This is a genomic window from Streptomyces sp. JLYT201 (genome assembly GCF_059448825.1).
Window position 1 is genome coordinate 666,019 of sequence record NZ_CM182551.1, and the last position, 24,231, is coordinate 690,249.

12 protein-coding genes are annotated in these 24,231 nt (G+C 73.0%); 4 read left to right on the forward strand and 8 right to left on the reverse strand.

Features of this window, described 5'->3' with window-relative positions; all coding sequences use genetic code 11:
* Positions 1-98: 98 nt before the first annotated feature.
* The gene (locus tag AC5WAM_RS02770; protein WP_495521412.1) at positions 99-302 is read right to left on the reverse strand and encodes a hypothetical protein; all 204 of its coding nucleotides are present in this window, start codon (positions 300-302) and stop codon (positions 99-101) included.
* Positions 303-338: 36 nt separating this feature from the next.
* Between AC5WAM_RS02770 and AC5WAM_RS02775 the strand changes: the two genes are divergently transcribed.
* The gene (locus AC5WAM_RS02775) at positions 339-3,089 is read left to right on the forward strand and encodes a tetratricopeptide repeat protein (protein WP_495521413.1); all 2,751 of its coding nucleotides are present in this window, start codon (positions 339-341) and stop codon (positions 3,087-3,089) included.
* On the forward strand, positions 3,086-3,358 hold the full coding sequence (locus tag AC5WAM_RS02780) for a hypothetical protein (RefSeq protein ID WP_495521414.1): 273 nt from the start codon (positions 3,086-3,088) through the stop codon (positions 3,356-3,358). Before AC5WAM_RS02775 ends, AC5WAM_RS02780 begins: the two co-directional genes overlap by 4 nt.
* A 95-nt stretch (positions 3,359-3,453) precedes the next feature.
* Here the strand turns inward: AC5WAM_RS02780 and AC5WAM_RS02785 are convergent, their stop codons facing one another.
* On the reverse strand, positions 3,454-4,812 hold the full coding sequence (locus AC5WAM_RS02785) for a lysine N(6)-hydroxylase/L-ornithine N(5)-oxygenase family protein (protein WP_495521415.1): 1,359 nt from the start codon (positions 4,810-4,812) through the stop codon (positions 3,454-3,456).
* Between the two features lie 624 nt (positions 4,813-5,436).
* Here AC5WAM_RS02785 and argB point away from each other — a divergent pair.
* Entirely contained in the window at positions 5,437-6,378 is a 942-nt protein-coding gene (gene argB / locus AC5WAM_RS02790) for an acetylglutamate kinase (RefSeq protein ID WP_495521416.1), read from the forward strand.
* Here argB and AC5WAM_RS02795 read toward each other — a convergent pair.
* Both AC5WAM_RS02795 and AC5WAM_RS02800 read right to left on the reverse strand, forming a co-directional pair.
* The gene (locus AC5WAM_RS02795) at positions 6,362-6,883 is read right to left on the reverse strand and encodes a GNAT family N-acetyltransferase (RefSeq protein ID WP_495521417.1); all 522 of its coding nucleotides are present in this window, start codon (positions 6,881-6,883) and stop codon (positions 6,362-6,364) included. The two genes, argB and AC5WAM_RS02795, sit on opposite strands and share 17 nt — an antisense overlap.
* A 139-nt stretch (positions 6,884-7,022) precedes the next feature.
* Positions 7,023-7,235: an MbtH family protein gene (locus AC5WAM_RS02800; RefSeq protein ID WP_495521418.1), complete on the reverse strand. Its 213-nt coding sequence runs from the start codon at positions 7,233-7,235 to the stop codon at positions 7,023-7,025.
* Between the two features lie 168 nt (positions 7,236-7,403).
* Between AC5WAM_RS02800 and AC5WAM_RS02805 the strand changes: the two genes are divergently transcribed.
* On the forward strand, positions 7,404-8,516 hold the full coding sequence (locus tag AC5WAM_RS02805; RefSeq protein ID WP_495521419.1) for an alpha/beta hydrolase-fold protein: 1,113 nt from the start codon (positions 7,404-7,406) through the stop codon (positions 8,514-8,516).
* 158 nt (positions 8,517-8,674) lie between these two features.
* Here the strand turns inward: AC5WAM_RS02805 and AC5WAM_RS02810 are convergent, their stop codons facing one another.
* Genes AC5WAM_RS02810 through AC5WAM_RS02825 form a run of 4 tightly spaced genes read right to left on the reverse strand, consistent with a single transcriptional unit; the run spans position 8,675 to position 24,225 of the window.
* Positions 8,675-10,375 (reverse strand): ABC transporter ATP-binding protein, encoded by a 1,701-nt coding sequence (locus AC5WAM_RS02810; RefSeq protein ID WP_172382623.1) that lies wholly within the window; start codon positions 10,373-10,375, stop codon positions 8,675-8,677.
* Positions 10,362-21,326 carry an amino acid adenylation domain-containing protein gene (locus tag AC5WAM_RS02815; RefSeq protein WP_495521420.1) on the reverse strand — a complete coding sequence of 3,655 codons (10,965 nt, stop codon included), beginning with the start codon at positions 21,324-21,326 and terminating at the stop codon, positions 10,362-10,364. Before AC5WAM_RS02815 ends, AC5WAM_RS02810 begins: the two co-directional genes overlap by 14 nt.
* 59 nt (positions 21,327-21,385) lie before the next feature.
* Positions 21,386-23,173: an ABC transporter ATP-binding protein gene (locus AC5WAM_RS02820; protein WP_366789984.1), complete on the reverse strand. Its 1,788-nt coding sequence runs from the start codon at positions 23,171-23,173 to the stop codon at positions 21,386-21,388.
* A gap of 2 nt (positions 23,174-23,175) precedes the next feature.
* A complete protein-coding gene (locus tag AC5WAM_RS02825) occupies positions 23,176-24,225 on the reverse strand; it encodes an iron-siderophore ABC transporter substrate-binding protein (protein ID WP_366789983.1) in 1,050 nt (349 codons plus the stop codon).
* Between the last annotated feature and the right edge of the window lie 6 nt (positions 24,226-24,231).

Below are 24,231 nucleotides of genomic sequence, written 5' to 3' on the forward strand. Positions count from 1 at the left end.
TCCGACGGGGACGCCTCGGACGCCGGAGAGCTCGGCCTCGCCCCCGTGCGCTGGCAGGGCCTCGGCCGCTGGACGTTCTCGCGCCCCGCCGGGGCGTGCTACGGCGTGCTCGTCGCGGCGGCGCTCGCCGCCCTGGTGCACGACCCGGAGCTGCGGCCCTCGTACCACCAGCTGATGTTCACGAGCCACATCTCGCTGATCGCCGTCAGCAGGTTCACCGCGGCGATCCCCTGCGTCCTGGCGCACGAGGGCTTCCGCGCGCTCGCGGGCCGCAGGCTGGGGCTGCCCTCGACGCTCGGCACGGACGGCGGCTGTACTACCTCGTCGCCGAGACCCGCATGTACACGCTCCTCAGCGTCGGACGGCCCCGCCGCTACCTGCCGTTCCTCGCGGGCATGCTCGCGGACGTGCTGCTGGTCAGCATGCGCACGCTCGTCTCCGTGGGGCTCCGCCGGACCGATGTGCCCGGCTGGTTCCCCGCGCTGTGCCTCGCGGTCTGCTTCACCTGCGTGCTGCGGCTGGTCTGGCAGTCCTTGTTCCATCTGGAGACGGACCTCTACTACGCCGCCACCACCGCCCTGCGCTGCACCGACCTGCAGAACGCCACCCGCTTCCACCTGCGCGCCCTCGTCCGGCGCAGGCTGCGCCGCCCGCCGCCACGGGCCGACCGGGAGTGGTCCGACCACGAGCGCGCCATGGTGCGCCGCCACGCGCCGGTCCTGGTGTCCGGCTACGCCCGCTCGCTCGCCAGCCTCGCCTGGGCCGCCGTGCCCACCGCGCTGACCCTCTGGTCCACGGCCGTCGACCGGTTCACCCGTACGGGACCGGCGCGCCGAGGCCCGCACCGCCACCGCCCCACGCCGAGGAGCGTCATCCGCATGACCGCCCTGCCGCCCCACCACCGCTGGATCCTCACCACCGAAGACCCGGAGCCGACCGGTGAGCTGCCCGAGCCCCCGCACCCCGACCTGGAGGTCGGCTGCCACCGGCGGCTGCGCGGGCCGTTCACCGGCGGCGGCTCGCTGCTGCGTCACATCGTGCCCGAACTGCTCGCGCGCGACCCCGAGTCGGTGGCCGCGCGCGCCACGGAGATCAACGTGATCGCCCCGGACCTCGCGCCGCTGGTCCCGCGCCCGCCGCGGACGCTCACCGAGCTGGCCGGGGCCAAGGAGCGCACCCGCTTCTACCCCGCGCCGCGCGCCCTGCGCATCGCCCACGGGGTGGCCGAACTCGCCCTGGACTGGGCGCGCCTGCTCCGTCCCGAAGGGGCCGTCATCGCCTTTGACGACGTGGACGAGGCCGACCCCACCGACCGCGAGCTCGTGGCCATCATGCTGCGCCGCTGCGACCCCGCCCGCCTCACCGTGGCCGCGGAGAGCCACGGCGACCACGACGACGCGCTCACCCGCGCGCTCACCACGTACACCGTCCGTGCCGCGCGGCCACCGCGACCGCGGCCGTCCCGGCATGCGGGCGCCGACCCGGCCCAACTGTTCATCGACTCCGACGGCACCAGCCGCGACCCGGCCGCGCGGAACGCCTACTACGCGCTGCCGCCTGCGGAGCGGGCCCGCAGGCACACCGCGCGTGCCGAGGCCCTGAGGGACCTGGACGATCCGACGCTGCGCCTCGGCGCCATCCCGTACCACCTGGAGCACGGCTGCGATCCGGCGGGCGCGGGCGTCGCGGCCTTCGTCGAGGCCGTCAACAGCTGCTTCGCCGCCGGCCTGTACGAGGCCGTCGCCGACCTGGCCGCGCGCGGGCGCCGGCTCGCGGCCGACGGCGGCTGGTCGAAGGCTTACCGCACCTTCACGCACAAGGCCGCCGCGTGCCTGTGCTATCTGGGGCGCGGACAGGAGGCGTTCGCGCATCTGGAGGAGATGCGCCGCGGCACGGCGGACCCGGACGTGCACATGGGCACGGCGTATCTGTCGGCGATGCTCTACACCCGCTTCCTGCCCCGGGAGGACCACGACGAGGACCTGGCGCTCGCCTGGGTGAACACGGCCGTCGCGTTCGCCGACAGCCATCCCGACCCCGAGCGGCGGGTGCTGGCCCGCGCGTTCATGCGCGACGCGAAGGCTCTGGTGCAGCTGCACCGCGGTGACGCCGACGCTTCCCTGGCGCTCGTCGAGGAGGCGATCGCCCTCACCGGCGCCGGCTTCGCCCCGGACGAGCAGCTCCTGCACCGCTCCGTCCTGCTGTACAACCGCGCGCAGGTGCGGGCCGCGCGCGAGGAGCACACGGCCTCGCTGCGCGACTACGACGACGTGATCCGCCGCGACCCGGACTACGGCGACTACTACTTCGAGCGCGCCGCGCAGTACCGGGCCCTCGGCCGCCACGACGAGGCCCTGCGGGACTACGCCACGGCGATCCGGCTGACCCCGCCGTTCTACGAGGCGCACTTCAACCGCGCCGACCTGCTGCTCGAACTCGGCGACAGCGAGGGCGCGTTGCGGGACCTGGACTACGCCCTGGACCTCGAGCCGGGCCACCTGGGCTCCCTCACGCACCGCGCCGAGCTGCTCCTGGAACGCGGGGACACGGCAGGGGCCCGCCGGGACGTGGAGCACGGCCTGGCCATCGAGCCGCGCCACGCCCCGCTGCTCGCCGCGCAGGGCGCGCTCCTGGAGGCGACCGGGGACCCGGAGGCCGCGTACGAGAGCTACTCGGCGGCGCTCGTGACCGAGCCCGCGTTCGTGCCCGCCTGGGCCAACCGCGCCGTGCTCGCCTACGCCGGCGGCCGGCCCGAGCAGGCCGTCGCCGACCTGGACGCGGCGTTGCGCATCGAGGACGACGCCACCTTGCGGACCAACCGGGCCGTGGCGTTGCAGGACCTGGGCGAGCACCGCCGCGCGCTCGCCGACCTCGACGTGGCGGTGTCCGCCCTGGGCGCCGACGACCCGGACGTGTTCTATCTGCGGGGCGTCAGCCGCCACGCCCTGGCCGACATCCGGGGTGCCCTGGCGGACTGGAGCGCCCATCTGAAGGCCTTCGGCCCGGGCGAGACGTCACCGCGCGGCAAGGACATCGAGCTGCGGGCCGGTGACCTGACCCTCGCGGCGATACGGGAGGGAGTCGGGTGACGGACAGTGAGGCCCTGGGGCGAGCGGAGCCCGCCGTGGCCGCTTCGCCCGGCCGCTGCGCGGACCCCGACCTGGTGCGGCGCGCCCTGCGGCATCACGCCAAGGGCATCGCCGTCGTCACGGCGGGCGTCGGGCGCCCTCCCATGGGCTTCTGCGCCACGTCCCTCACGTCGCTGCCGCTCGACCAGCCGCTGATGTCGTTCACGGTGGGCCTGCGCTCCGCGTCCTGGCCCGGCTGGTGCTCGCGCCCGTCGACCGCCTCCTGGTGAGCGACCACGCCCTGGTCATCGGTCGGGTGACCAGGGCGTGGCACGCGGCGGACGGACGCCCGCTGGTGCACCACGACGGCGGTTGCGTACGCCTGTCAGGCGCTCTGGCGCTGACGGCGGGCGAGGAGTGAGTCGCGGATCTCCCCCGCGCGCACGGCCGTGTTGGAGAGCAGCGTCGAGGTCAGGCCGTGGGTGTGCTCGGTGCCGCCCTGGAGGTAGACGGCGGCGCTGACGTTGGCGTTGGTGGCCACGCGGTGGTCGCGGCTGACGACCAGCTCGTCCTCGTCGTCGCGGCGGCACAGCTTGTCGACCTCGCCGAGGCGTTCGCCGAGGCCGCGCGGCCGGTAGCCGGTGGCGTAGACGAGCACGTCGGCGGCCAGCGTCTCGCGTTCCCCGGTGGGCAGGAACTCCACGCCGATGTCCAGGCGGTCCGGGTGCGCGTCGATGTCGCGGATGCGGGTGACGTTCAGCATGCGCAGCCGCTGCCGTCCCTGGACCTTCTCCTGGTACATGGTCTTCGACAGGGACTCGATCAGGTCGATGTCCACGACCGAGTAGTTGGTGGAGCGGTGGTAGTCGAACAGCGACTGCTTCACCTCCCGGGGCGCGTGGTAGAAGAGGTCCACGGCCTCGGGGTCGAAGATGCGGTTGGCGAAGGGGCTGTCGTCGGCGGGCGTGTAGCCGTACTTGGCGAACACCGAGCAGACCTCGGCGTCCGGGAAGTTGCGGTGCAGGTAGTCGACGCACTCGGCGGCGCTCTGCCCGGCGCCGAGCACGACGGCCCGGCGCACCGGGGTCGCGGTCTCCTTGAGCGCGGCCACGCGCGGGATCAGCTGGCTGTTGTGGAAGATCCGCTCAGAGTTCTCCATGCCGGGCGGCAGGTGCGGCTCCAGGCCCGTGGCCACGCAGATGCTGCGCGCACGGCGTACGACGGTCCGCTCCGGGTCCTTCGCGTCACGGCTGACGACCTCGAAGTGCGTGACCTCGCCGTCCTCCGTCACGGGGCGCACGGCGACGACCTCGGCCGAGTAGTCGACGAGGTCGTCGACGCGGGCCGCGGCCCACTCCAGGTAGTCGTGGAACTCGACGCGCAGCGGGAACAGCGTCTTCTGGTTGAGGAAGTCCACCAGCCTGTCGCGCTCCTGCAGGTAGCACAGGAAGCTGAAGGAGCTCTTCGGATCACGCATCGTGACCAGGTCCTTCAGGAAGGACACCTGCATGGTCGCGTCGTCGATCAGCATCCCCCGGTGCCAGCCGAACCGCGGCTGCTTCTCCAGGAATCCGGCGCGTATCCGGTCGCTCTCGCCGAGCCGCGCGTTGTGTTCGTGTACCGCGATCGCGAGCGCCAGGTTCGATGGCCCGAATCCGATCCCCAGGACGTCATACATCACGTCCGTACCCCTGTGCTCATTACGCGTCTCCGGCCCACTGTGCACGGCATTCACCCGCTTCATCGCCTCCTTAAGCAGCCACATGTTAGATAAGGTTAGCCTTACCTTGCAATGTCTGAGGAGGAATCATATGCGGGATGCCGCCTCCGGCCACCGGATCCGGGGGTGCCCGGTGCCGCGGACCTTGCTTGATTCCGAGGCCGCTTCGCCTTGCCCTGGACGGGAAGTGGACCCCATCGCCCCTCACTTCGAGAGCGGCACACCCGCCCGAGGAAGTGACCACGCACACAGGGGACCCAGGGTGACCAGGAGGCCGACTCCGCAACCCGGGCCGATCGCCGCCGACCCGCGGGGCACTTGAACGCCACGGAAGATTTCCGGCCACCGCCGCCACGGCACGTTGAACGTACACGACCCCTCACCCCCCGCAGACGCGGGAGTCGCGCCATCGGGCGTGCGGACATACGGCGCACATTGGTCACTTCGCTCGCATCCACGCACGGTCGGCGACAGGAAGTGAAGAGTTCCTCGATCGGCAAATCCCTCCCCACAAAAGGCCGTTGAGTCCCGTCCCGAACCGCGGGGCAGAACACGGGCCCACCATAGAACTTAGGTTAGGCTAAGCTAAACCCAATCTTGATCGGCCCGCCCGGAGGGGCGGGCCCGCCCATGAAATGGAGTGGCTCCGTGAGCGTGACCGCTGCCCGGGGATGGCCCACCAGCGGGGTGCCCGCCAGGATCAGCGCATCCGGCGACCCCCTTCCCTGGCCGGAGGAGCTCCGGGACAGCGTGGTCGTCGTCAAATTCGGCGGCAACGCCATGGTGGACGCGGAGCTGCAACGCACGTTCGCCCAGGACGTCGTGGAGCTGTGGCAGGCGGGCCTGCGCCCGGTCGTCGTCCACGGCGGCGGACCGCAGATCAGCGCGATGCTCGACCGCCTGGGCCTGAAGACGCGGTTCGAAGCGGGCCTGCGGGTGACGACGCCGGAGACCATGGACGTCGTCCGCATGGTGCTGACCGGCCGCGTCCAGCGGGAGCTGGTCGGCCACATCAACGCCCACGGCCCCCTGGCCGTCGGCATGTCCGGCGAGGACGCCCACACGATGACCGCGGTCCCGCGACCGGCGTGGGTGGACGGCGAGCCGGTGGACATCGGCCTCGTCGGCGAAGTCGTGGACGTGAACCCGGACATGGTCCGCACGCTCCTGGAGCAGGGGCACATCCCGGTGGTGTCCCCCGTGGCGCGCGGCGAGGACGGGCAGGTCTACAACGTCAACGCCGACCTCGCGGCCTCGGCCCTGGCGGTGGCTCTCGACGCCGAGCGCCTGGTGATGCTCACCGACGTCGAGGGCCTGTACGCGAACTGGCCGCACAGCACCGAGGTCGTCGAGCACCTGACGGCCGACGCCCTCAGCGGCCTCCTGCCGGGCCTCGCGAGCGGGATGCTGCCCAAGATGGAGGGCTGCCTGCGCGCCGTCCGCAGCGGCGTCCGCAAGGCGCACGTGATCGACGGCCGGGTGCCGCACGCGGTGCTGCGCAGCATCCTCGCGCCGATGAGCCCCGGCACCACCGTGGTGGCCGACGACGCCCTGGCGCACGAGCGGCGGACCGTCACAAGGACTTCGTGAGGATCCGGGCATTGCGGCGCGGATCCAGGGAAGCCGCCCACGACGGAGGCGCCAGGCGCGCCGTCGTGGGCGCGAACCCGTAGCGCAGGAACAGGCCGCCACCGCCGGTGGTGGCCGTGAACAGGGCACCGAGGCACTGGGCGTGCGCCGTCGCGAGCACGGCCCGCAGCAGGGCGGCTCCCACGCCGCTCCCCTGCCGGTCCCCGGCCACGCAGAAGTTGTACACGACGCCCGCACGGCCGCCGCCCTCCGCGGGGGCCGCCCGGTGCGTGCGCAGGCCCACACAGCCCGCGAGGGTGCCGTCGGCCGCCTCCGCCACCAGGAAGTCGGCCGCGTGCGCGGCGTAGAGCTCCACCGGCCGCTCCCGCAGCGCGCCCGAGCGCACGAAGGGGCGGGACAGCTCGGCGAGCGCGGGCGCGTCCTCCTGACGGGCGGTGCGCACGGCGTGCGGCGGCGCGGGCCGGGCGTGCTCCTGCGGCGCAGGGCGCGGCGTAGCCGTGATCAAGGCTTTCCTTCCTCGGTTCCACGATCGAAGAGCGGCTCGCGGCCGCGTTCCCCTGACGGGGCATCAAAGTAAGGTCGGCCTTACCGTTCACATGCCCGGTCCGCGCCGCACCGGCGGGCGGCCGATCGGCTCGACCTCGTCAGGCGTCCATGGACGCCGCGAGGGAGCGGGGGCGCAGATCGGTCCAGTGCGTCTCGACGTACTCCAGGCACGCGTCGCGGGAGTTCTCCTCGAAGACGACCGTCCAGCCCCCGGGGACCTCGGCGAACGTGGGCCAGAGGGAGTGCTGCCCCTCCTCGTTCACCAGGACCAGGAAGCGGCCTTCGGTATCGTCAAACGGGTTCGTGCTCATGTTCGTTGTCTCCTCTGGGTCGACGGGCCGGCGTCGGCCGCGTCGAGCATGCTCTTCAGCTCGTCGGCACGCGCCGGAAAGGGAGAGGCGCGCCACAATTAGGTTAGGCTCACCTAATTAAGATTAGCCTATTCCTTCCCCATCCCTCTCACAAGGAGCGGTCCTGTCGTGACGGAACCTGCCTCCGGCCTCGCCGCCGGAATCGACGCCCCCTTCGCCGAGTTCGGTCTGCCCGGCGCACCCGGCACCGAAGCGTTCTGGGCGGCAGTCGGAGCTCCCGTGTCGGTCCCCGACGGCGACGGCGGCTGGGTGACCCTCTTCCTGTGGCGCGGCTCCCCCGCGACCCTCGACTTCGAGAGCTGGTCGGCGCCGGTCCCGCTGCTCCGCTGGGACGACACGGACTGCTGGTACGCCAAGGTGAGCGTGCCCGCGCGGCTGCGCGTCACCTATCAGTTCCGCGCGGACGACGCGGCGTACGCCGACCCCTTCAACCCGGCAGGCGCGGGCGGCGACCGCTCCATCGCCGCCACACCGGACGCCCCGGCCCAGCCGCACTGGCCCCTCGTCGCCCCCGACGACGTACTGCCGCTGCCCCGCACCCGGCTGCGCTGGGCCAGCGAACGGCTCGGCGGGCGGCGCACGGTGCGCGTCCACCCGGTGGGCGGCGGCGGGCCCGTGGTGCTGCTGCTCGACGGGGACGACTGGCTGTACTTGCACCCCGCCATGAGCGCGTTCGACGCGGCCGCCGCCGCTGGTGAGATGCCCGCCTGCACCCTCGTCTTCCTGCCCGCCAAGGACAGGGCGGCCGAGTTCGGGTGCCGCGGCGACCTGTGGGAAGCCGTCCGCGACGAACTCCTGCCGCTGGTCGCGGAGTCCGGCGTCCCCGCGGAGCCGGACCGTCTCGTGGTCGCCGGGCAGAGCCTCGGCGGGCTGAGCGCCCTGTACGCGGCCCTGGAGTACCCGGACCTGGTGTCCCGCGTCGCCTGCCAGTCGGGGTCGTTCTGGTGGACGCCCGACGCCCTGGACGCGGCGGACCCGCTGGGCGGTCCGGTCGGCGGCGCCGTCGCCGCGCGGCTGCGGGAGCGCCCCGACCTGTCGGGGCTGCGGGTCGCGTTCGACGTGGGGGAACACGAGGCGCGGATGCTGCCCCACTGCGAGCTGACCGAGACCCTGGCCGAACAGGCCGGTGCGACCGTGCGGGTCTCCCGCTCCGCAGCGGACCACGACCGCGCGGGCTGGCGCCAGGCGCTGCTCCGGGACGTCGCCTGGGCGCTCGCCTGACCGCCCCCGGCTGATCGGCTGACCGGCCGAGCGCCTGGCCGCCGCGACGGCCCCGTACGACAACAGCGGTTCCGGGGAGGTGGAGAACCTCCCCGGAACCGCTGTGTGCGTCAGGGCGTGAGGACGTCAGGACGTCGGTACGTCAACGCCTCAGGCCCTCACCGTGCCACGGCCCGGCAATATCCCTCGTCCGTGGCGAGCAGGTTCCGGTGGGTGTCCTCGGCCGTGATGACACCGTCGTCCAGGACGAGCACGCGGTCGGCGGCGTCCAGGAGGGCCGGGCTGCTGGTGATGACGATGGTGGTGCGGCCCCGGCGCAGCTTCGCCACGTTGCGCGCGATGAGCTGCTCGGTGACCGCGTCGACCGCCGTCGTCGGGTCGTGCAGGACCAGGACCTCGGTGTCGGCGGCCAGGGCCCGCGCCAGGGAGAGGCGCTGGCGCTGCCCGCCGGAGAGGTTGGCGCCGCGGTCGCGGACCGTGTAGTCGAGGCCGTCGCGGTGCAGGGCGACGACATCGGTCAGCATCGACGCCTCCACGGCCTCGTCGACGCTCCGGCTGGTGCCCGACGGGTCGATGTTCGTGCGCAGGGTGCCCGCGAAGATCTCCCCGTCGTAGGGGTTCACCAGGATGTGCTCGCGCACGGCCTCCATCGACAGGTCCGCGACCTCCTGGCCGCTGACCCGCACCACGCCGTCGTACGCGTGCGGCGGGACCTGCACGGCGAGCACCGACGCCAGGTCGGCCGCCGCGCGCGGCTGGTAGGGGGCGATCGCCACGAACTCGCCCGCCGCCACCTGGAACTTCAGCTTGCGCAGCGAGCCGTGGCGGACGCAGTCCACCTCCAGGTCGCCGCCCGGGGCCGGGCGGCCGGGGCCCGGAGTCGTCAGCGGCGGGGCGGAGAGCACCAGGGCCATCCGCGCCGCCGAGGCACGCGCGATCATCACGTACTTGGGCATCTCGGAGAACATCTTGAGCGGCTCGATGATGAACTGCGCGAGGCCCACGGCCATCACGAGCTCCCCGATCGTGATCTGCCCCTCGAACGCCAGCCACCCCGCGGTGATGGAGACGGCGGCGGCGAGGATCGCGTTCAGGGCGAGCGCGGTGCCCGCGTACACGCCGTTCACCCGGGCGACGGTGATCGCCTGGTGCTTCGCCTCCGTACTGACCTTCCGGTAGGACCGGAACGCCGCGTGGTTGCCGCCGAAGCCGTGCAGCGGGCGCAGGCCGGTGATCAGGTCGGCGACCTTCGCGCCCGCCCGTGCCACGCGGGCCTGCTGCTCCTGGGTGCTGGAGCCGATCCGCTTGGACATCACGCTCAGGACCGACAGGATCGCGACCGTGCCCACGACGACCAGGAGGCCGAGCCGGTAGTCCGCGAGGCCGAGGGCGACCGCCGCGACCACCACCGCGACCAGCGAACTGATCAGCAGCGGCACCACTTCGACGATGTCGGCGGTCTGGTCGGCGTCCTCCGTGGCGATGGTGAGGACCTCGCCCGACTTCAGGTCGACGTCCCGGGCCACCGGCTGGAGGCCGCAGGACGCGACCTGCACGCGCCAGCGGTGCGCCTCGGTCGTGTTGGCCTTCTGCAACACGCGCATGCCGAACCGCCACGACAGCGAGACCGTCGTGATGATCACGGCGAGCGCGCCGATCGACAGGCCGAGGGCCCCGAGGCTCCGGTCCCTCATCGTGTGCTCGACGATCAGGCCGAGCGCGATCGGGAAGGCGGTCTCACCCGCCTGGTACAGGCCCATGAGGACCGTACCGGCGGCCATGGCGCCGACGTTGCGGCGCAGTGCGGTGCGCAGGATGTCTGCCCCGGGGCGGGGCCGCTGCGTATCAGGAGTGGTCATCGAGGTGGCGGGCAATCGCTTCGGGGGTCTTGAGGGTGAACAGGTCGCGGATGGTGATCACAGGTCCGTACTCGCGGCGGAGCAGCCCGATGAGCCGCACCGCCAGCATGGAGTGCCCTCCGAGGGACACGAAGTCGCTCACTGCGCTCACCTCGTCATCATCCAGGTCGAGTGCTTCGGCGAAGTACTCACACACCACGGTCTCGGTCTCGGTCGCCGGGCGCCGCTCCGTCGCCGTGGTCAGCGCGCCGAGCGGCTTGGCCTCCGGCAGCGCCTTGGTGTCCGCCTTCCCGTTGACCGTCAGCGGGATGCTGTCGACCTGGGCATAGTGCGTCGGTCGCAGGAAGTCCGGAAGACCCGTGCCCACCTCGGCGGCCACCGCCGCCAGGTCGGCGCCCTCAAGGACGAGGTACGCGGCGAGCCGGTGGGCGCCGTCGACCTGCGGGTCCGGCTGGGCGACCGCGGCGACGAAGCGCACCGCCGGGTGCGCGGCGAACACGGCCTCGACCTCGCCGAGTTCGACGCGGTGGCCCCGGATCTTGACCTGCTGGTCGGTGCGGCCCAGGTACATCAGGTTCCCGTCGGGCCGCCGCACCACCAGGTCACCGGTGCGGTACATGCGCTCGCCGGGCGCGCCGAACGGGCACGCCACGAAGCGGTCCGCGCTCTGGCCGGGCTGCCCGAGGTAGCCGCGGGCGATGCCGATGCCCGCCACGTACAGCTCACCGGGGACGCCGTCCGGCAGCGGCCGCAGCCACGGGTCGAGCACGTGCGCGTCGGTGTTGTCGATGGCCACGCCCACCACCGGGTCCTGGCACTCGAAGGTGCCGACGCCGAGGGTGTTGATGGTGTACTCCGTGGGCCCGTAGAGGTTGTAGCCGACCGTGCCCTCGGTCTCGGCGAGCCGCTGCCACAGCGTCGGGGTGACGGCCTCGCCGCCGAGGAGCACCAGGGCCGGGCGCCGCTCCGGGTGGTCGAGCAGGCCCTCGGCCACCAGCTGCTGCGCGTAGGTCGGCGTCACGTTGATGACGTCGATGCCGTGCTCGAGGCAGTACGCGACCAGGCGCGGAGCGTCGCGGCGCAGCTCCTCGTCGCAGATGTGCACCTCGTGGCCGTCGGCGAGCCACAGCAGCTCCTCCCACGACATGTCGAAGGCGAACGACACGGTGTGGGCGATCCGGAAGACCCGGTGGCCGTGGTCGGCGAGGACCGGCTCGAAGATCCGCCGCTGATGGTTGATCAGCATGTTGGTGAGCCCGGCGTACTCGGTGACCACGCCCTTGGGCTTCCCGGTCGAACCGGAGGTGTAGATCGTGTACGCGGGGTGCCGCAGCCGGTCCGGGTCGTCCGGCGCGAAGGTCACGCACGGCTCGGCGGCGGGCAGCGGGCGGTCCAGCTCGATCAGATCGCCGGTGAGCCGGTGCGCCACGGCGCCGACGGTGAGGATCACCGCGGGCCGCGCGTCGGCGACGATCGCGGCGATCCGCTCGTCCGGGTGGTCCAGTTCCAGCGGTACGTACGCGGCGCCGGTGCGCAGCACGGCGAACAGCGCCACGATCGAGTCGAGGGAGCGCGGGATCGCCAGACCCACGGTCGTCTCGGGGCCGATGCCCCGCGCGGCGAGCACGCCCGCCACCGCGCGGCTGCGGTCGCGCAGCTCGGCGAACGTCAGGGTCGCGCCGTGGGCGACGAGCGCCACCCGCTGCGGGGCGCGGTCGGCGGCCCGGTCGAAGCGGTCGACGACCGTGTCCGTGCCGATGTCCGTGCGCTCGGCGGGCCGGGGCTCCTCGCCCAGGCCGGGCAGGGCGCCGACCGCACCGGTCGAGCGGGCCAGGTCCGCAAGGACGCGGACGTAGTCGGCGAGGAGGCGGCGGGCGTTGTCCGTGTCGCCGTCGCGGTGCTCCAGCTTGACCGTGAGCCTCTCGCCCGGCGTCACGACCCAGGTGAACGGGTAGTGCGTGGAGTCGTCGGCCTGCACGGAGGTGATGCCGTGCCGGGAGTTCATCGCGGCGAACGCGTCCATGTCCAGGAAGTTCTGGAGCACGAACAGGTTGTCGAAGAGGGTGTCGTGGCCGCTGGCGCGCTGGATCTCGCCGAGGCCGACGTGCTCGTGCTCCATCGCCTCGACCCGGGCCGTCTGCACGGCCTCCAGGTAGTCCCGGACGGTGTCGTCGGGGCGGGCCCGCGTCCACTGGGGCACGGTGTTGAGTAGGACGCCGACGATGTCGGACAGGCCCTCGCCGTCACGGCCGGAGACGGTCACGCCGAACACGGCGTCACTGCGGCCCGTGTGGGCGCCGAGCAGCAGGCCGAACGCGCCGGTGAGGACCGAGTTCAAGGTCACGCCGTGCGTCTTGGCCGCGTCCCGCAGCAGGTCCGACTGCTCGGCGGACAGGGTGTGCACGAGGGCGCGCGGCAGCTCGTCCGACAGCGCCGGGGCGGGCCCGGCGAGCAGCGTCGGGCCGGTCAGGCCCGCCAGGTGCTCCGCCCAGAACCGCTCGGAGGCGGCCGCGTCCTTGGCGTCGAGCGCGCGGGCGTAGTCCTCGAAGCCCGGCGCGGCCGGGGTCGCGTCGAGGGTCCTGCCCGCGCCGATGGCCTCGTAGGCGTCGAACAGGTCGCGCAGCACGATCTCGCGGGACCAGCCGTCCCACAGCAGCAGGTGGTAGCTCAGGAGCAGCCCGTCGCGCCCGTCGGGCCTGCGGACCACGGTGAGGCGGATCAGCGGCGGCTCGGCCGGGTCGAAGCCGGTGTCGCGGTCCCGGGCGCGCAGGTCCTCGACCTCCGCGTCGGTGGCCAGGTCGACCGTGCGCACGGCGACGCGTCGGCCCGCCTTGAGGACCTGGACGGGGTTGCCGTCGTCGTCGGTGGCGAAGCCCGCGCCGACGACCGGGTGCCGCGCGATCACGTGCGCCATGGCGTCGGCCAGGACGTCGGTGTCCAGGCGCCGGTCGAAGGTGAAGTAGCTCTGCGCGACGTAGTGTCCGGCGGCGCCCGCCAGCTGGGCCTGGAAGAACAGGCCGCGCTGGAGCGGGGTGACCGGCGCGGTGCGCTCGGCCGTCGTGGCGGCCTCCGCGACCCGGGCGAGGGCGCTCAGCCAGTGCTCGGTGATCGCGTCGGGGATGCCGTCGGCGAGGGTGAAGGCCGCGTGCAGGCTGCCGGTGGCCGCGTCGGTCCAGGCGTTGACCTCGACCGCGTAGGGGCTGCCCTGGTCACCGCCGGTGATGTGCAGGGCCTGGGACTCGCTGCCCCGGCCGAGGTAGTTGAAGAGGACCTGCGGGCGGGCGGTGAGCAGCGGGGCCGTCTGCGGGTTGAGGTACCTGAGCCGGCCGTAGGCGACGTGTCCGTCCTCGTCGGGCTGGCGCTCGGCGACCTCGCGGGCGGCCGCGACGGGGTCGGTGTGCGCGCTCAGCCGCACGGGCGCGATGGCGGTGAACCAGCCGACGGTGCGGGTGTAGTCGTGGTGCTCCTCGACCGGTACCCGGCCGTGCCGCTCCAGCTCGACCGTGAGGTCGGTGGGCTCGGCCTGGATCGCCGTCAGCGCGGTGCGCAGCGTGCCGCACAGCAGCTCGGTGAGGTCGACGCCGAGCGCGGCGGGCGCGGTGCGCGTCACGCGGTCGCTCAGCTCGGGCGCGAGCACGACGGTCCGCTCGCGCACCTCCCCCACCGCCGGGACGAGGGCGGGCGCCCGGAGCGTGTCGATCCAGTGCCCGAGGCCGTCGACCGCCTGCGTGGACCGGAGCGCCAGGGCTTCGGCGTACTCGGCGTAGGAGGTGGTCGGCGGTGCCAGGTCCGCCCCGTTCATGGCGGTGGTCAGGTCGTCCAGGAGGACGAGCCAGGACACCGAGTCGACGGCGATGTGGTGCACCGTGACGACCAGGGTCCTGCTGGCCTCCAGCCAGGCGAACGCGATGACGTCCCCGGTCTCGGGGTCGAGGCGTCCGGCGGCGTCGTTCGCCACGGCCGTCGCGTCGGTGTCATCGGGGCGTACGACGGTGACGTCGCGGGCCGGTTCGGTGCGCAGGGCCCAGGCGCCGTGCTCGGCGCGCAGCCGCAGGCGCAGGGCGGGGTGCGCGGCGACCACGGCGTTCGCGGCGCGCCGGGCGTCGGCGAAGCCGGTGCCCTCGGGCGCCACGAGGGTCCTGGCCTGGGCGAACCGGGCGAGGGAGCCGCCCAGTTCGCGCTGGCGCAGGATGATCGGCGTCGGGGTCAGCGGGCCGTCCTCGCGGCGGGTGGGCGTGGCCGTGGCGGCCGGGGCAGGCTGTGCGCGCGCGTCCAGGTGCTCGGCGAGCGCGCGCGGCGTCCGGAACAGGAACACGTCGCGGGGCGCGAAGTGCAGGCCGAGGGCCCGGCCCCGGTTGATCAAGGTGATGGCGACGATGCTGTCGCCCCCGGCCTTGAAGAAGTCGGTGTCGGCGTCCACGGCGGAGCCGGGCAGCGTCTGCGCGAAGAGGTCGACGAGGGTGGCGAGCACGGATGCGGTGTCGCGCCCCGCCAGGGGCGCGGCGAACTGCGCGCCCGGAGCCGACGGCGCGACGGAGACGGCGCCGTCCTGGGCCTGTTCGGCCCGCTCGGCCAGAGCCCGGCGGTCCAGCTTGCCGTTGACGGTCAGCGGCAGCGCGTCCGCCGTCAGGACCCGGCCCGGCACCATGTGCACGGGCAGCTTCGTGGCGAGGAGCGCGGCGAGGTCGCCGGGCACGCTGCCCACGACGTGGGCGACCAGGTGGTCGCCGGTGGCGGCCACGGTGACGGCCACGTCGACCACGCCGTCGAGTTCCCTGACGGCGGCCTCCACCTCGCCGAGTTCGATGCGGAAGCCCTTGAGCTGCACCTGGTCGTCGGCGCGGCCCGCGAACTCCAGCTCGCCGCCGAGCGTGCGGCGGGCGAGGTCGCCCGTGTGGTACATGCGGGAGCCGTCGGCGGCGAAGGGGTCCGCCACGAACCGGCCCGAGGTGAGCCCCGCCCGGCCCAGGTAGCCGAGCGACACCTGGTCACCGGCGACGTAGATGGCGCCCACGCGACCCGGGGGCACCGGCCGGAGCCGGTCGTCGAGCAGATAGGTCGCGAGGCCGGGGATCGGACCGCCGATGGGGCTGACGTCGTTGCCGGGGCCGAAGTCCTCGTCGGTGAGCACCCGGTGGGTGACGTGCACGGTGGTCTCGGTGATCCCGTACATGTTGACCAGCTCGGGCGCGGCGGTGCCGTGCCGCTCGACCCAGCCGCGCAGGCGTCCGAGGTCGAGGGCCTCGCCGCCGAAGATGATCCGGCGCAGCGCCGTGACCGGCCGCTCGGCGATCCGGTCGGCCTCGATGAACTGGTAGAAGGCCGACGGGGTCTGGTTGAGCACGGTCACCGCGCGCTCGCGGACGAGGCGGTGGAAGTCGACCGGGGAGCGGGTCAGGGCGTACTCGGGCACGAGGAGTTCGCCGCCGTGGACGAGGGCGCCCCACAGCTCCCAGACCGCGAAGTCGAAGGAGTAGGAGTGGAACTGCACCCATACGTCGTCGGGGCCGAAGTCCATGTCGGCGCGGGTGTTGGCGAGCAGCGTCACCACGCTGGAGTGCGGGACGACGACGCCCTTGGGCCGTCCTGTCGAACCGGACGTGTAGATCACGTACGCGGGGTCGTGCCAGTGGGCCGCGGGCGCGGGTCCGGCCGGGGCCTGCGGCGGCTCGTCGCCCTGGACGAGCACGCGGGCCGCCACTCCGGCGCGGGCGAGGAGGTCCGTGAAGCGGTCCCGCTGGTCGGCGTCCACGAGGACGACCTGCGGGGCGGCGTCGGCGAGGACGTACTCCAGGCGGTCGTCCGGGTAGGCCAGGTCCAGGGGGACGTAGGCGCCGCCCGCGCTGACGATCGCGACCAGGGCGACGACCTGTTCGACGGAGCGCGGCACGGCGACGGCGACCCGCTTGCCCGGTCCGACCCCGGCCGCGCGCAGGGTCGCGGCCAGGTCGTCCTTCGCGGCCGCGAGTTCGCCGTAGGTCAGCGACCTGGTGTCGCCGTCGAGGCCGCACTGGGTGACGGCGGTGGCGGCGGGGTCGCGGAGCGCGGCGGCGTCGAACAGGGCGCCCAGGGTGGTCTCGGCGACCGGGTCCTGGCGCCGGTCGCTCTCGGCGGCCAGGTCGTCGACCAGGGCGTCCGGGCGGGTGAGCAGGCCGGTGAGGGTCCGGGTGAAGGTGTGCAGGACGGCCTGCGCGGCCGTCTCGCCCAGGAGTTCGCCGTCGTAGATGAGGTTGAAGCGCGGTCGGCCGTCGAGGGCACGCTCCACCACCAGGGTCAGCGGGTAGTGCGGGGCGCCTTCGTTCACGATGTCGGCGATGACGAGCGTGTCGTCGGGGCGCCGCAGGGCCTCCACGTCGGTCGCGACGTCGAAGACGACCAGGGTGTCGAACAGGGAGCCGGAGCCGGTCCGGCGGCCGATCCGGGCGAGGGAGACGTGCTGGTGCGGAAGGACCGCGCTCTGGTGCTCGCGCACGGCGGTGAGCAGGTCGCGGGCCGTGGTGGCTCCGGACCAGCGGGCGCGCACGGGAATGGTGTTGATGAACAGGCCCACCATGTCCTCGATGCCGGGCACGTCCGCGTCGCGCCCGGAGACCGTGGAGCCGAACACCACGTCCTTGCCGTGCAGGATGCCGCCGAGGGTGATCGCCCAGGCGCTGTGCACGGCCACGCTCAGGGGCACGCCGGCCGAGCGGACGGCCGCGTCGATGTCCTCCGACGGCTCCACGACGGTGTCGGCGAACCGCTCGGAGGGGGTGTGTCCCTCGGCGACCAGGGAGGCGGCGGGCAGGTCGGCGAGTTCCTCGCGCCAGACCCGGTCGCTCTCGTCGTCGTCGCGTGCGCCGAGCCAGCGCACGTAGTCGGCGAAGCCGCCGAGCGGGTACACGGTGCCGGGCGCGTGGTACTCGGCGAGGAGCGCGCGCAGCATCGGGGGCACCGACCAGCCGTCGGCGATGATGTGGTGCACGGTCTGCACGAGGACGGTGCGGCCGGAGCCCGCGCGGACCAGCGTGTAGCGCATCAGGGGGCCGGTGGCCAGGTCGAAGCCCGCGCGGCGGTCCCGCTCCGCGTACTCCCGCAGCTCGGCGTCGGTGATGCCGGGGCGGTCCAGGATGGTGAAGGGCGCCTGGACGCCGCCGTCGAGGACGGAGACGACGCGGCCGTCGGCGAGGGCGACGAAGCGCGCGGCGAGGTTCGGGTACAGCGTGAGCAGCCGGGTGGCCGCGGCCGCGAGCCGGTCGGCGTCCACCTCGCCGTCCAGGGTGAGGAGCTGCTGCTCGACGTAGGCGCCCGCGGACTCGTCGTCGAAGACGGAGTGGAAGTAGAGGCCTTCCTGGAGAGGGGTCAGCGGCAGGACGTCCCGCAGCGCCGGTCCTTCCAGGGCGTCGACGTCGGCCTGGGTGAGGGGCACGAGGGGGAAGTCGCTGGGCGTGTGGCCGCCCTCGTCGAGCGCGGCGAGCCCGGCCAGGGCCTCCTGGAAGTAGCCGACGATGGTGGTGATGTCCTGGTCCGTGAACATCCCCTCGGGCCAGGAGATGGTGGTGACCAGCTCGTACTCGCCGCTCGCGGCGGGTTCGGCGATCGCGTTGAACTCCAGGGCCCGCGGCAGGCGCATCGCGGGGTCGCGCTTCTCGCCCAGCTGTCCGGTGGTGTGCGCGAGCTGCCAGTCCCCGGCGGCGCCCGCGTCGAAGCGGCCCAGGTAGTTGAAGAGGACCTGCGGTGCGGGCGCGTCGAAGGCGGTGTCGGCGAGGTAGCGCAGGGCGCCGTAGGAGACGCCGTTGCTCGGTACCCGGGCGAGGTCCTCCTTGACCGCCTTGAGCGCGGCGGCGAGGTAGCCGGGCGCGGTCGGGTCGGTCGTGGCGCCGGGGTCCACGGTCACCGGGAACAGGGTGGTGAACCAGCCCACGGTGCGCGACAGGTCCGGCTCGAAGCCGACGGCGTCGGCGACGAACTGGCCCTCGCGGCCGTGGCCCTCCAGCTCGATGTGGGCGAACGTCTGGTCCTGCCCGAGGTCGCGGCGCCACCGGGCGAGGGTGACGGCGAGCGCGGTGAGCAGGACGTCGTTGACGCCCGCGTGGAACTTCGCGGGTATCTCGCCGAGCAGTGCGGCCGTGGCCTCGGCGCCGACGGAGACGGTGCGTATCCGCTCCCGTGCCACGGTGTCGGTGGCGGACAGGGCGCGCCTGCCCACCGGCTCGTCGGCGCCCGGCAGGGGCCGCTGGAAGTAGGCGCGGTCCGCGTCGAACCCGGTACGGCCGAGGAGCTGCGTCCAGCGCCTGAACGAGGTGCCCACCGGGGGCAGTTCGATCGGCGCGCCCTCGGCGCACTGCCGCCAGGCGGTGGCCAGGTCCTCCATGAGGACCCGCCAGGACACGCCGTCGATCACGACGTGGTGGGCGACCAGGACCAGCTGGCGTTCCGCGCGGCGCCAGACGGCGCGCAGCATCACGCCGTCCGCCGGGTCCAGGGCCTCGGTGGCGAGGGCGACGCACTCCTCCAGGGGCCGGTCGCTCTCCTGCCAGCCGACGGCGGCCCGGTCCGCCTCGGGGATGTCGAAGCTCCAGCGCTCCGCGCGCACCAGCTTGGCGCGCAGCATGTCGTGGTGGCCCGCCACGGCGGCGAGGACCGCGTCGAGGGTGTCGGCGGTCAGGTCCGCCGGGGTGTTGAGGACGACCGACTGCACGAAGCCGTCGACGGCGCCGGTGGTCTCGCCGAGCCACTGCACGATGGGCGAGCCCACGACGGTGCCGGTGGCGGTGTCACCGTGGTCCACGGTGGCGACGTCCTCGCGGCTCGCCACCGCGGCGAGGGCGCCGAGGACGCTGTTGTTGAAGATCTGCCGTGCCGTGACGAACAGGCCCGCGTCGCGCAGCGCGCTCAGCAGCGAGATCGCCAGGATGCTGTCGCCGCCGAGCTGGAAGAAGTCCTGGTCGGCACCGACCTCGTCGAGCTGGAGCAGGGCCGCGACCGCCGTGCACACCACGCGTTCGTTCTCGGTGGCGGGCGCGACGAGGGAGCCGGTGGTGAGCACGGGCTCCGGCAGCGCCTTGCGGTCGAGCTTGCCGTTCGCGGTGAGGGGGAACTCCGTCATCACGACGGCGTGGGCGGGCACCATGTACTCGACCATGTGCTCGGCGGCCCACGCCTTGACGTCGTCGGCACTCAGGTCCTCGCTCCCGGCGGCCGGGATCACGTAGCCCACGAGGTAGGTGCCGCCCGCCGCGTTCTTCTTCGCGACGACGCAGGCGTGCCGCACGCGGGGGTGCTCGGCGAGGCCCGCCTCGACGTCCTCGATCTCCAGGCGCATGCCGCGGATCTTGATCTGGTTGTCGGCCCGGCCGAGGAAGTCCAGGGAGCCGTCGGGGGCGAACCGGGCGAGGTCACCGGTCCGGTAGAGCCGGGAGCCGTCGGCGGCGAAGGGGTTCGCCACGAACCGGGACGCCGTCAGGCCCGGCGCGTTGACGTAGCCGCGGCCGAGGAGGAACCCGCCCACGTAGAGCTCGCCGCCGACGCCGACCGGCACCGGGCGCAGCTCGTCGTCGAGGACGTACAGCTGGGTGTTGGGGTTGGCCTTGCCGATGGACGTCGACAGGCGCTCGGCCGCGCCCCGGTAGATGACGTGGGAGACGCCGATCGTCGTCTCGGCCGGGCCGTAGCCGTGGTACATGGGGATGTCGAGCCGGGTGCGGAACCGTTCGTACAGCTCCGGGGTGAGGACCTCGCCGCCGCACCACACGTGGCGCAGGCTGTCCAGGCGCCCGGAGTCGCCCGCCATTTCGAGCAGGACGTCCAGCATGGACGACACCAGGTACGTGAAGGTGACGCGCTGTTCGGCGATCACGCTCAGCAGGTGGTGCGGGTCGCGTTCGCCGCCGGGCCGCAGGACCACGAGGCGGCCGCCGCACACCAGCGGCAGGAAGATCTCGTTGATGGAGATGTCGAAGGACAGCGGCGCCTTGAAGAGGGAGGCGTCGTCGTGGCCGAAGCCGAGGATCTCGCCGACCTGCCACAGCAGGCGCTCGCTGATCGCCTCGTGGCGGATCATGGCGCCCTTGGGGCGTCCTGTCGAACCGGACGTGAAGATGACGTACGCCAGGGCGTCGCCGCGGACGGTGACGCCGGTGCCCCCGGTCGGGTAGGAGCCGTAACTCCAGTCGCCGAGGTCGACGGCGACGGCTTCCGGTTCGCTCGCCCCGTGGGCGCCGGAGTCGTTGAGCTGGAGCACGACCCGGGCGTCGGCGATGACGACGGACCGGCGCGCGGCGGGCCACTGCGGGTCGAGCGGCACGAAGGCGCAGCCGGCCTGGAGCACGCCGAGCAGCCCGATGACCATCTCGGCGGAGCGGCCCAGCGAGATGCCGACGACCTGTTCGTGGTCGAGGCCGCGCTCGATGAGGTGGTGGGCGAGCTGGCTGGACAGCGCGGCCGCCTCGCCGTAGGTCAGCGAGCGGTGCTCGTCGACGATGGCGACGGCGTCCGGCCGGGTCCGCGCCTGTTCGAGGAACATCTCCACGATGGTGGGGCGGACCCGGTCGGCGTGGGTGTCGTTCCACTCGGCCAGGGCGGCGAGGCGGGCCGTGGCACCGGACGGGCTGATGGTGCCCAGCGGCCGGTCCGGGAAGTCGGCCAGGTCGTCGAGCGCGAACTGTGCCTCGGCGAGCGCGACGCCCTCGGGGACGGCGATGCCGCGGCCGTCCGCGTCGGCCTCCCAGCCGGTGGGCGCGACCCCGCCGTTGTCGACCCAGGCGAGGACGTCGGTGAAGAGCGTGCCCTCGGTCAGGTCGATGCCGTCGGGGCCCTGGCCCGTCGCCCAGTACGCGAGACCGATGGCGCACGCTGCGGCGATGGTCCGGTCGGAGTGGTCACCCGTTCGACGGCGTACGTCGGCCAGGGCCGCGGGAGAAAGCCGTACGCGACGAGCGCCCGGTTCCATCGTCGAAGACTCAGCGTTCATCGAAGACTCAGCGTTTCCTTCCAAGGAACGAACGTTGACCTGACCGTGGGTCAGATGTGCTAACTACCTTCTCGCCACGCCTGCCACAGCCGTGCGTAGCGGCCGCCCAGGGCCACGAGTTCGTCGTGGGTGCCCAGTTCCACGACGCGGCCCGCGTCCAGGACGGCGATGCGGTCCGCCGCCATGGCCTGGGTGAGCCGGTGCGCCACGAACAGCGTGGTGCGGCCCGCGCACGCGGCGCGCACCGCCCGCTCCAGCTCGGCGGCGCCCTCGCTGCCCGCCTCGGCGGTGGACTCGTCGAGCACGACCACCGGGGAGCGGCTCAGGACGAGGCGGGCCAGGGCGATGTGGGTGACCTTGGTGACGTCCAGGCGCTCGCCGCCCTCGCCGACCAGGGTGTCGAGCCCTTCGGGCAGCGCCTCGACCCAGCCGTCGGCGCCGACCGTGCGCAGCGCGTCGGTCAGTTCGGCGTCGGTGGCCTCCGGCGCGGCCAGGCGCAGGTCGTCGGCGAGCGAGCCGGAGAACACATGGGTCTCCTGCGTCAGGATGCTCACCAGGGCGCGCGCCCCGGCCTCGTCCAGACCGGCGAGGTCGGTGGTGCCGATGCGCACCGATCCGGCCTGCGGGGTCCCGATGCCCGCGATGAGCGCGGCCAGGGTCGACTTGCCCGCTCCCGTCGCGCCCACGAGGGCGAGCGAACCACCGGCCGGGATCGTCAGGTCGACGTCCTTCAGGACCGGCTGCTCGGTGTCGGGATAGCGATACGTCAGCCCCTGCACCGTCACCGGGTAGGGCGTGGCGTCCGCCGGGGTGGCGTCCGCGTCGCCGACGAGGCGCTCCTCGGCGGGCTCCCCGAGCACCCCGACGAGCCGGGTCAGGCTGGCGCCCGACTTCTGTGCCTCGTCGAAGGTGAACATGATGGCGCCCAGCGGGGTGAAGAGCCGGTGGAACATCAGCGGGGCCGCCGACACCTCACCCAGGGTCGCGGCGTCGGCCTCCAGGAGCGCGTACCCCACGACGAGGATGAGGACGAGGCCGATGAACTCGGCGCGGTTCTCCCTGCCGACGAATCGGCCGAAGAACCGGAACACCTCGATGCCGTAGTTGCGCACGCGCCACGACTCGTTGGTGACCTGCTCGCGCACGGAGTCCTCCAGGCGGTACGCCCGGACCGTGTCGATGCCGTCCAAGCCGCTGATCAGCGCCTGCGCGCGGTCGGCCTGGGCCATCCGCTGCTTCTTGTAGAGCGGGGCGGACCGGGGCAGGTACCAGCGCAGGGCGAGGGCGTAGGCGGGCAGCGCGCCCGCGCCCGCCAGGCCGAGCCGCCAGTCGAGGCCGAACATGCCGACCGTGGCGATGAAGACGAGGACGCCCGCGGAGAACACCGTGGGGATGGCCATCCGGATGCCCTTGGACAGGACGGCCACGTCGTCACCGACCCGGGACAGGACGTCTCCGCGGCCGACCTGCTCGATCCGCGCGCTCGGCATTCCGAGCACCGAGCGGACGGCGCCTTCGCGCAGCCGCGCGAGCAGGTCGGCGCCGAGCCGTCCGATCAGATACGTCGACGCCGCGGTGGCCACCGCGCCGAGCAGCGCGGCGGCCCCCATCAGGACGCCGACCGTGAGCAGGACCGAGCGCGACTCGCCCTCGACGACTCCGTCGACGACGCGGCCGAGCAGCAGCACCGGGAGCACCTGGAGCGCCGCGCCGACCACCGTGGTGAGCACGGTGGCCGTCGTCAGCCAGGGGACCTCGCGGCAGTGCGTGGTGACCCATCGGGTGGCCTCGCGGCCGGTCGCCGTGCGCAGGGTCGCCGGGGCGACCTTCGTAGCGGTAGTGCTCACACCTAGCCGACCGACTTGACGAGTTCGTCGATCGCGTAGGGCATGGAGAGCAGGGTGCCCTGGGAGATGGCCGCGCCGACCGCGGGGCCCTCGCTGTCCAGCAGGTAGGAGACGTTGCCCTTCTTCACGGCGTCCAGGTTGCTGAAGAGCTCGGACTTCTTGAGCGCCTTCTGGTCCGCCTTGTCGTTGATGACGAAGATGCGGTCGGTGTTGACCAGGTCGATGCGCTCGGGCGACAGGACGGTGAAGAACTTGCCGCCCGCGACCTTGTCGATCTTGGTCTGGTACTGGAAGCCGATGCCCGTCACCAGGCGGCCGCGCACGTCGGTGGAGGTGAACGGCGCGACGGAGTCCTTGTACCAGGACAGCGCGACGGCGTTCTTCTTGGCGAACTCGGGGTGTGCCTTCTTGGCGGCGTCGAGCTTGCCCTGGATGTCCTTGACGAGCTTCTCGCCCTTCTCGGCCTGGCCGAGCGCCTTGGCGATGTGCAGGGCGTTGTCCTGCCAGGGAGCGCTGAACGGCTCCTTCTCGCCCTTGGTGCGGCCCACCGTGGGGGCGATCTTGGAGAGCTTGTCGTAGGCGGCCTTGTCGATCTCGGAGTACACCGCGATGATCAGGTCCGGCCGCAGGGCGGCGATCTTCTCGTAGTTGGGGCCGGAGTCACCGTTCTTCATGATGACGTCGGGCTTGGCGTCGCCCCACTTGTCCTTCACCCAGGGCCACTGGGTGTTGATGTCGGGGGACTTGCCCGCCGGGTTCGGGTACTGGTCGGTCATGCCGACCGGCTTGGTGCCGAACGCGAGGACGGTCTGGTCGTCGGTGTAGCCGACGGTGACGACCCGCTTGGGGGCCTTCTCGACCTTCGTGGATCCGAACGCGTGCTCCACGGTCACGGGGAACTTGCCGCCGGCGGCAGCCGGAGCGGCGTCGTCGCCCTTGTCCGACTTCTCCGAGCCGCATCCCGCGAGGAGTCCGACGCCGAGGGCCGCGGCGGACACCACGGCCGCCATCCGCCGCCAGGGCCTCATGGTCGTCGTTCGATGGAGATGCATCCGAGA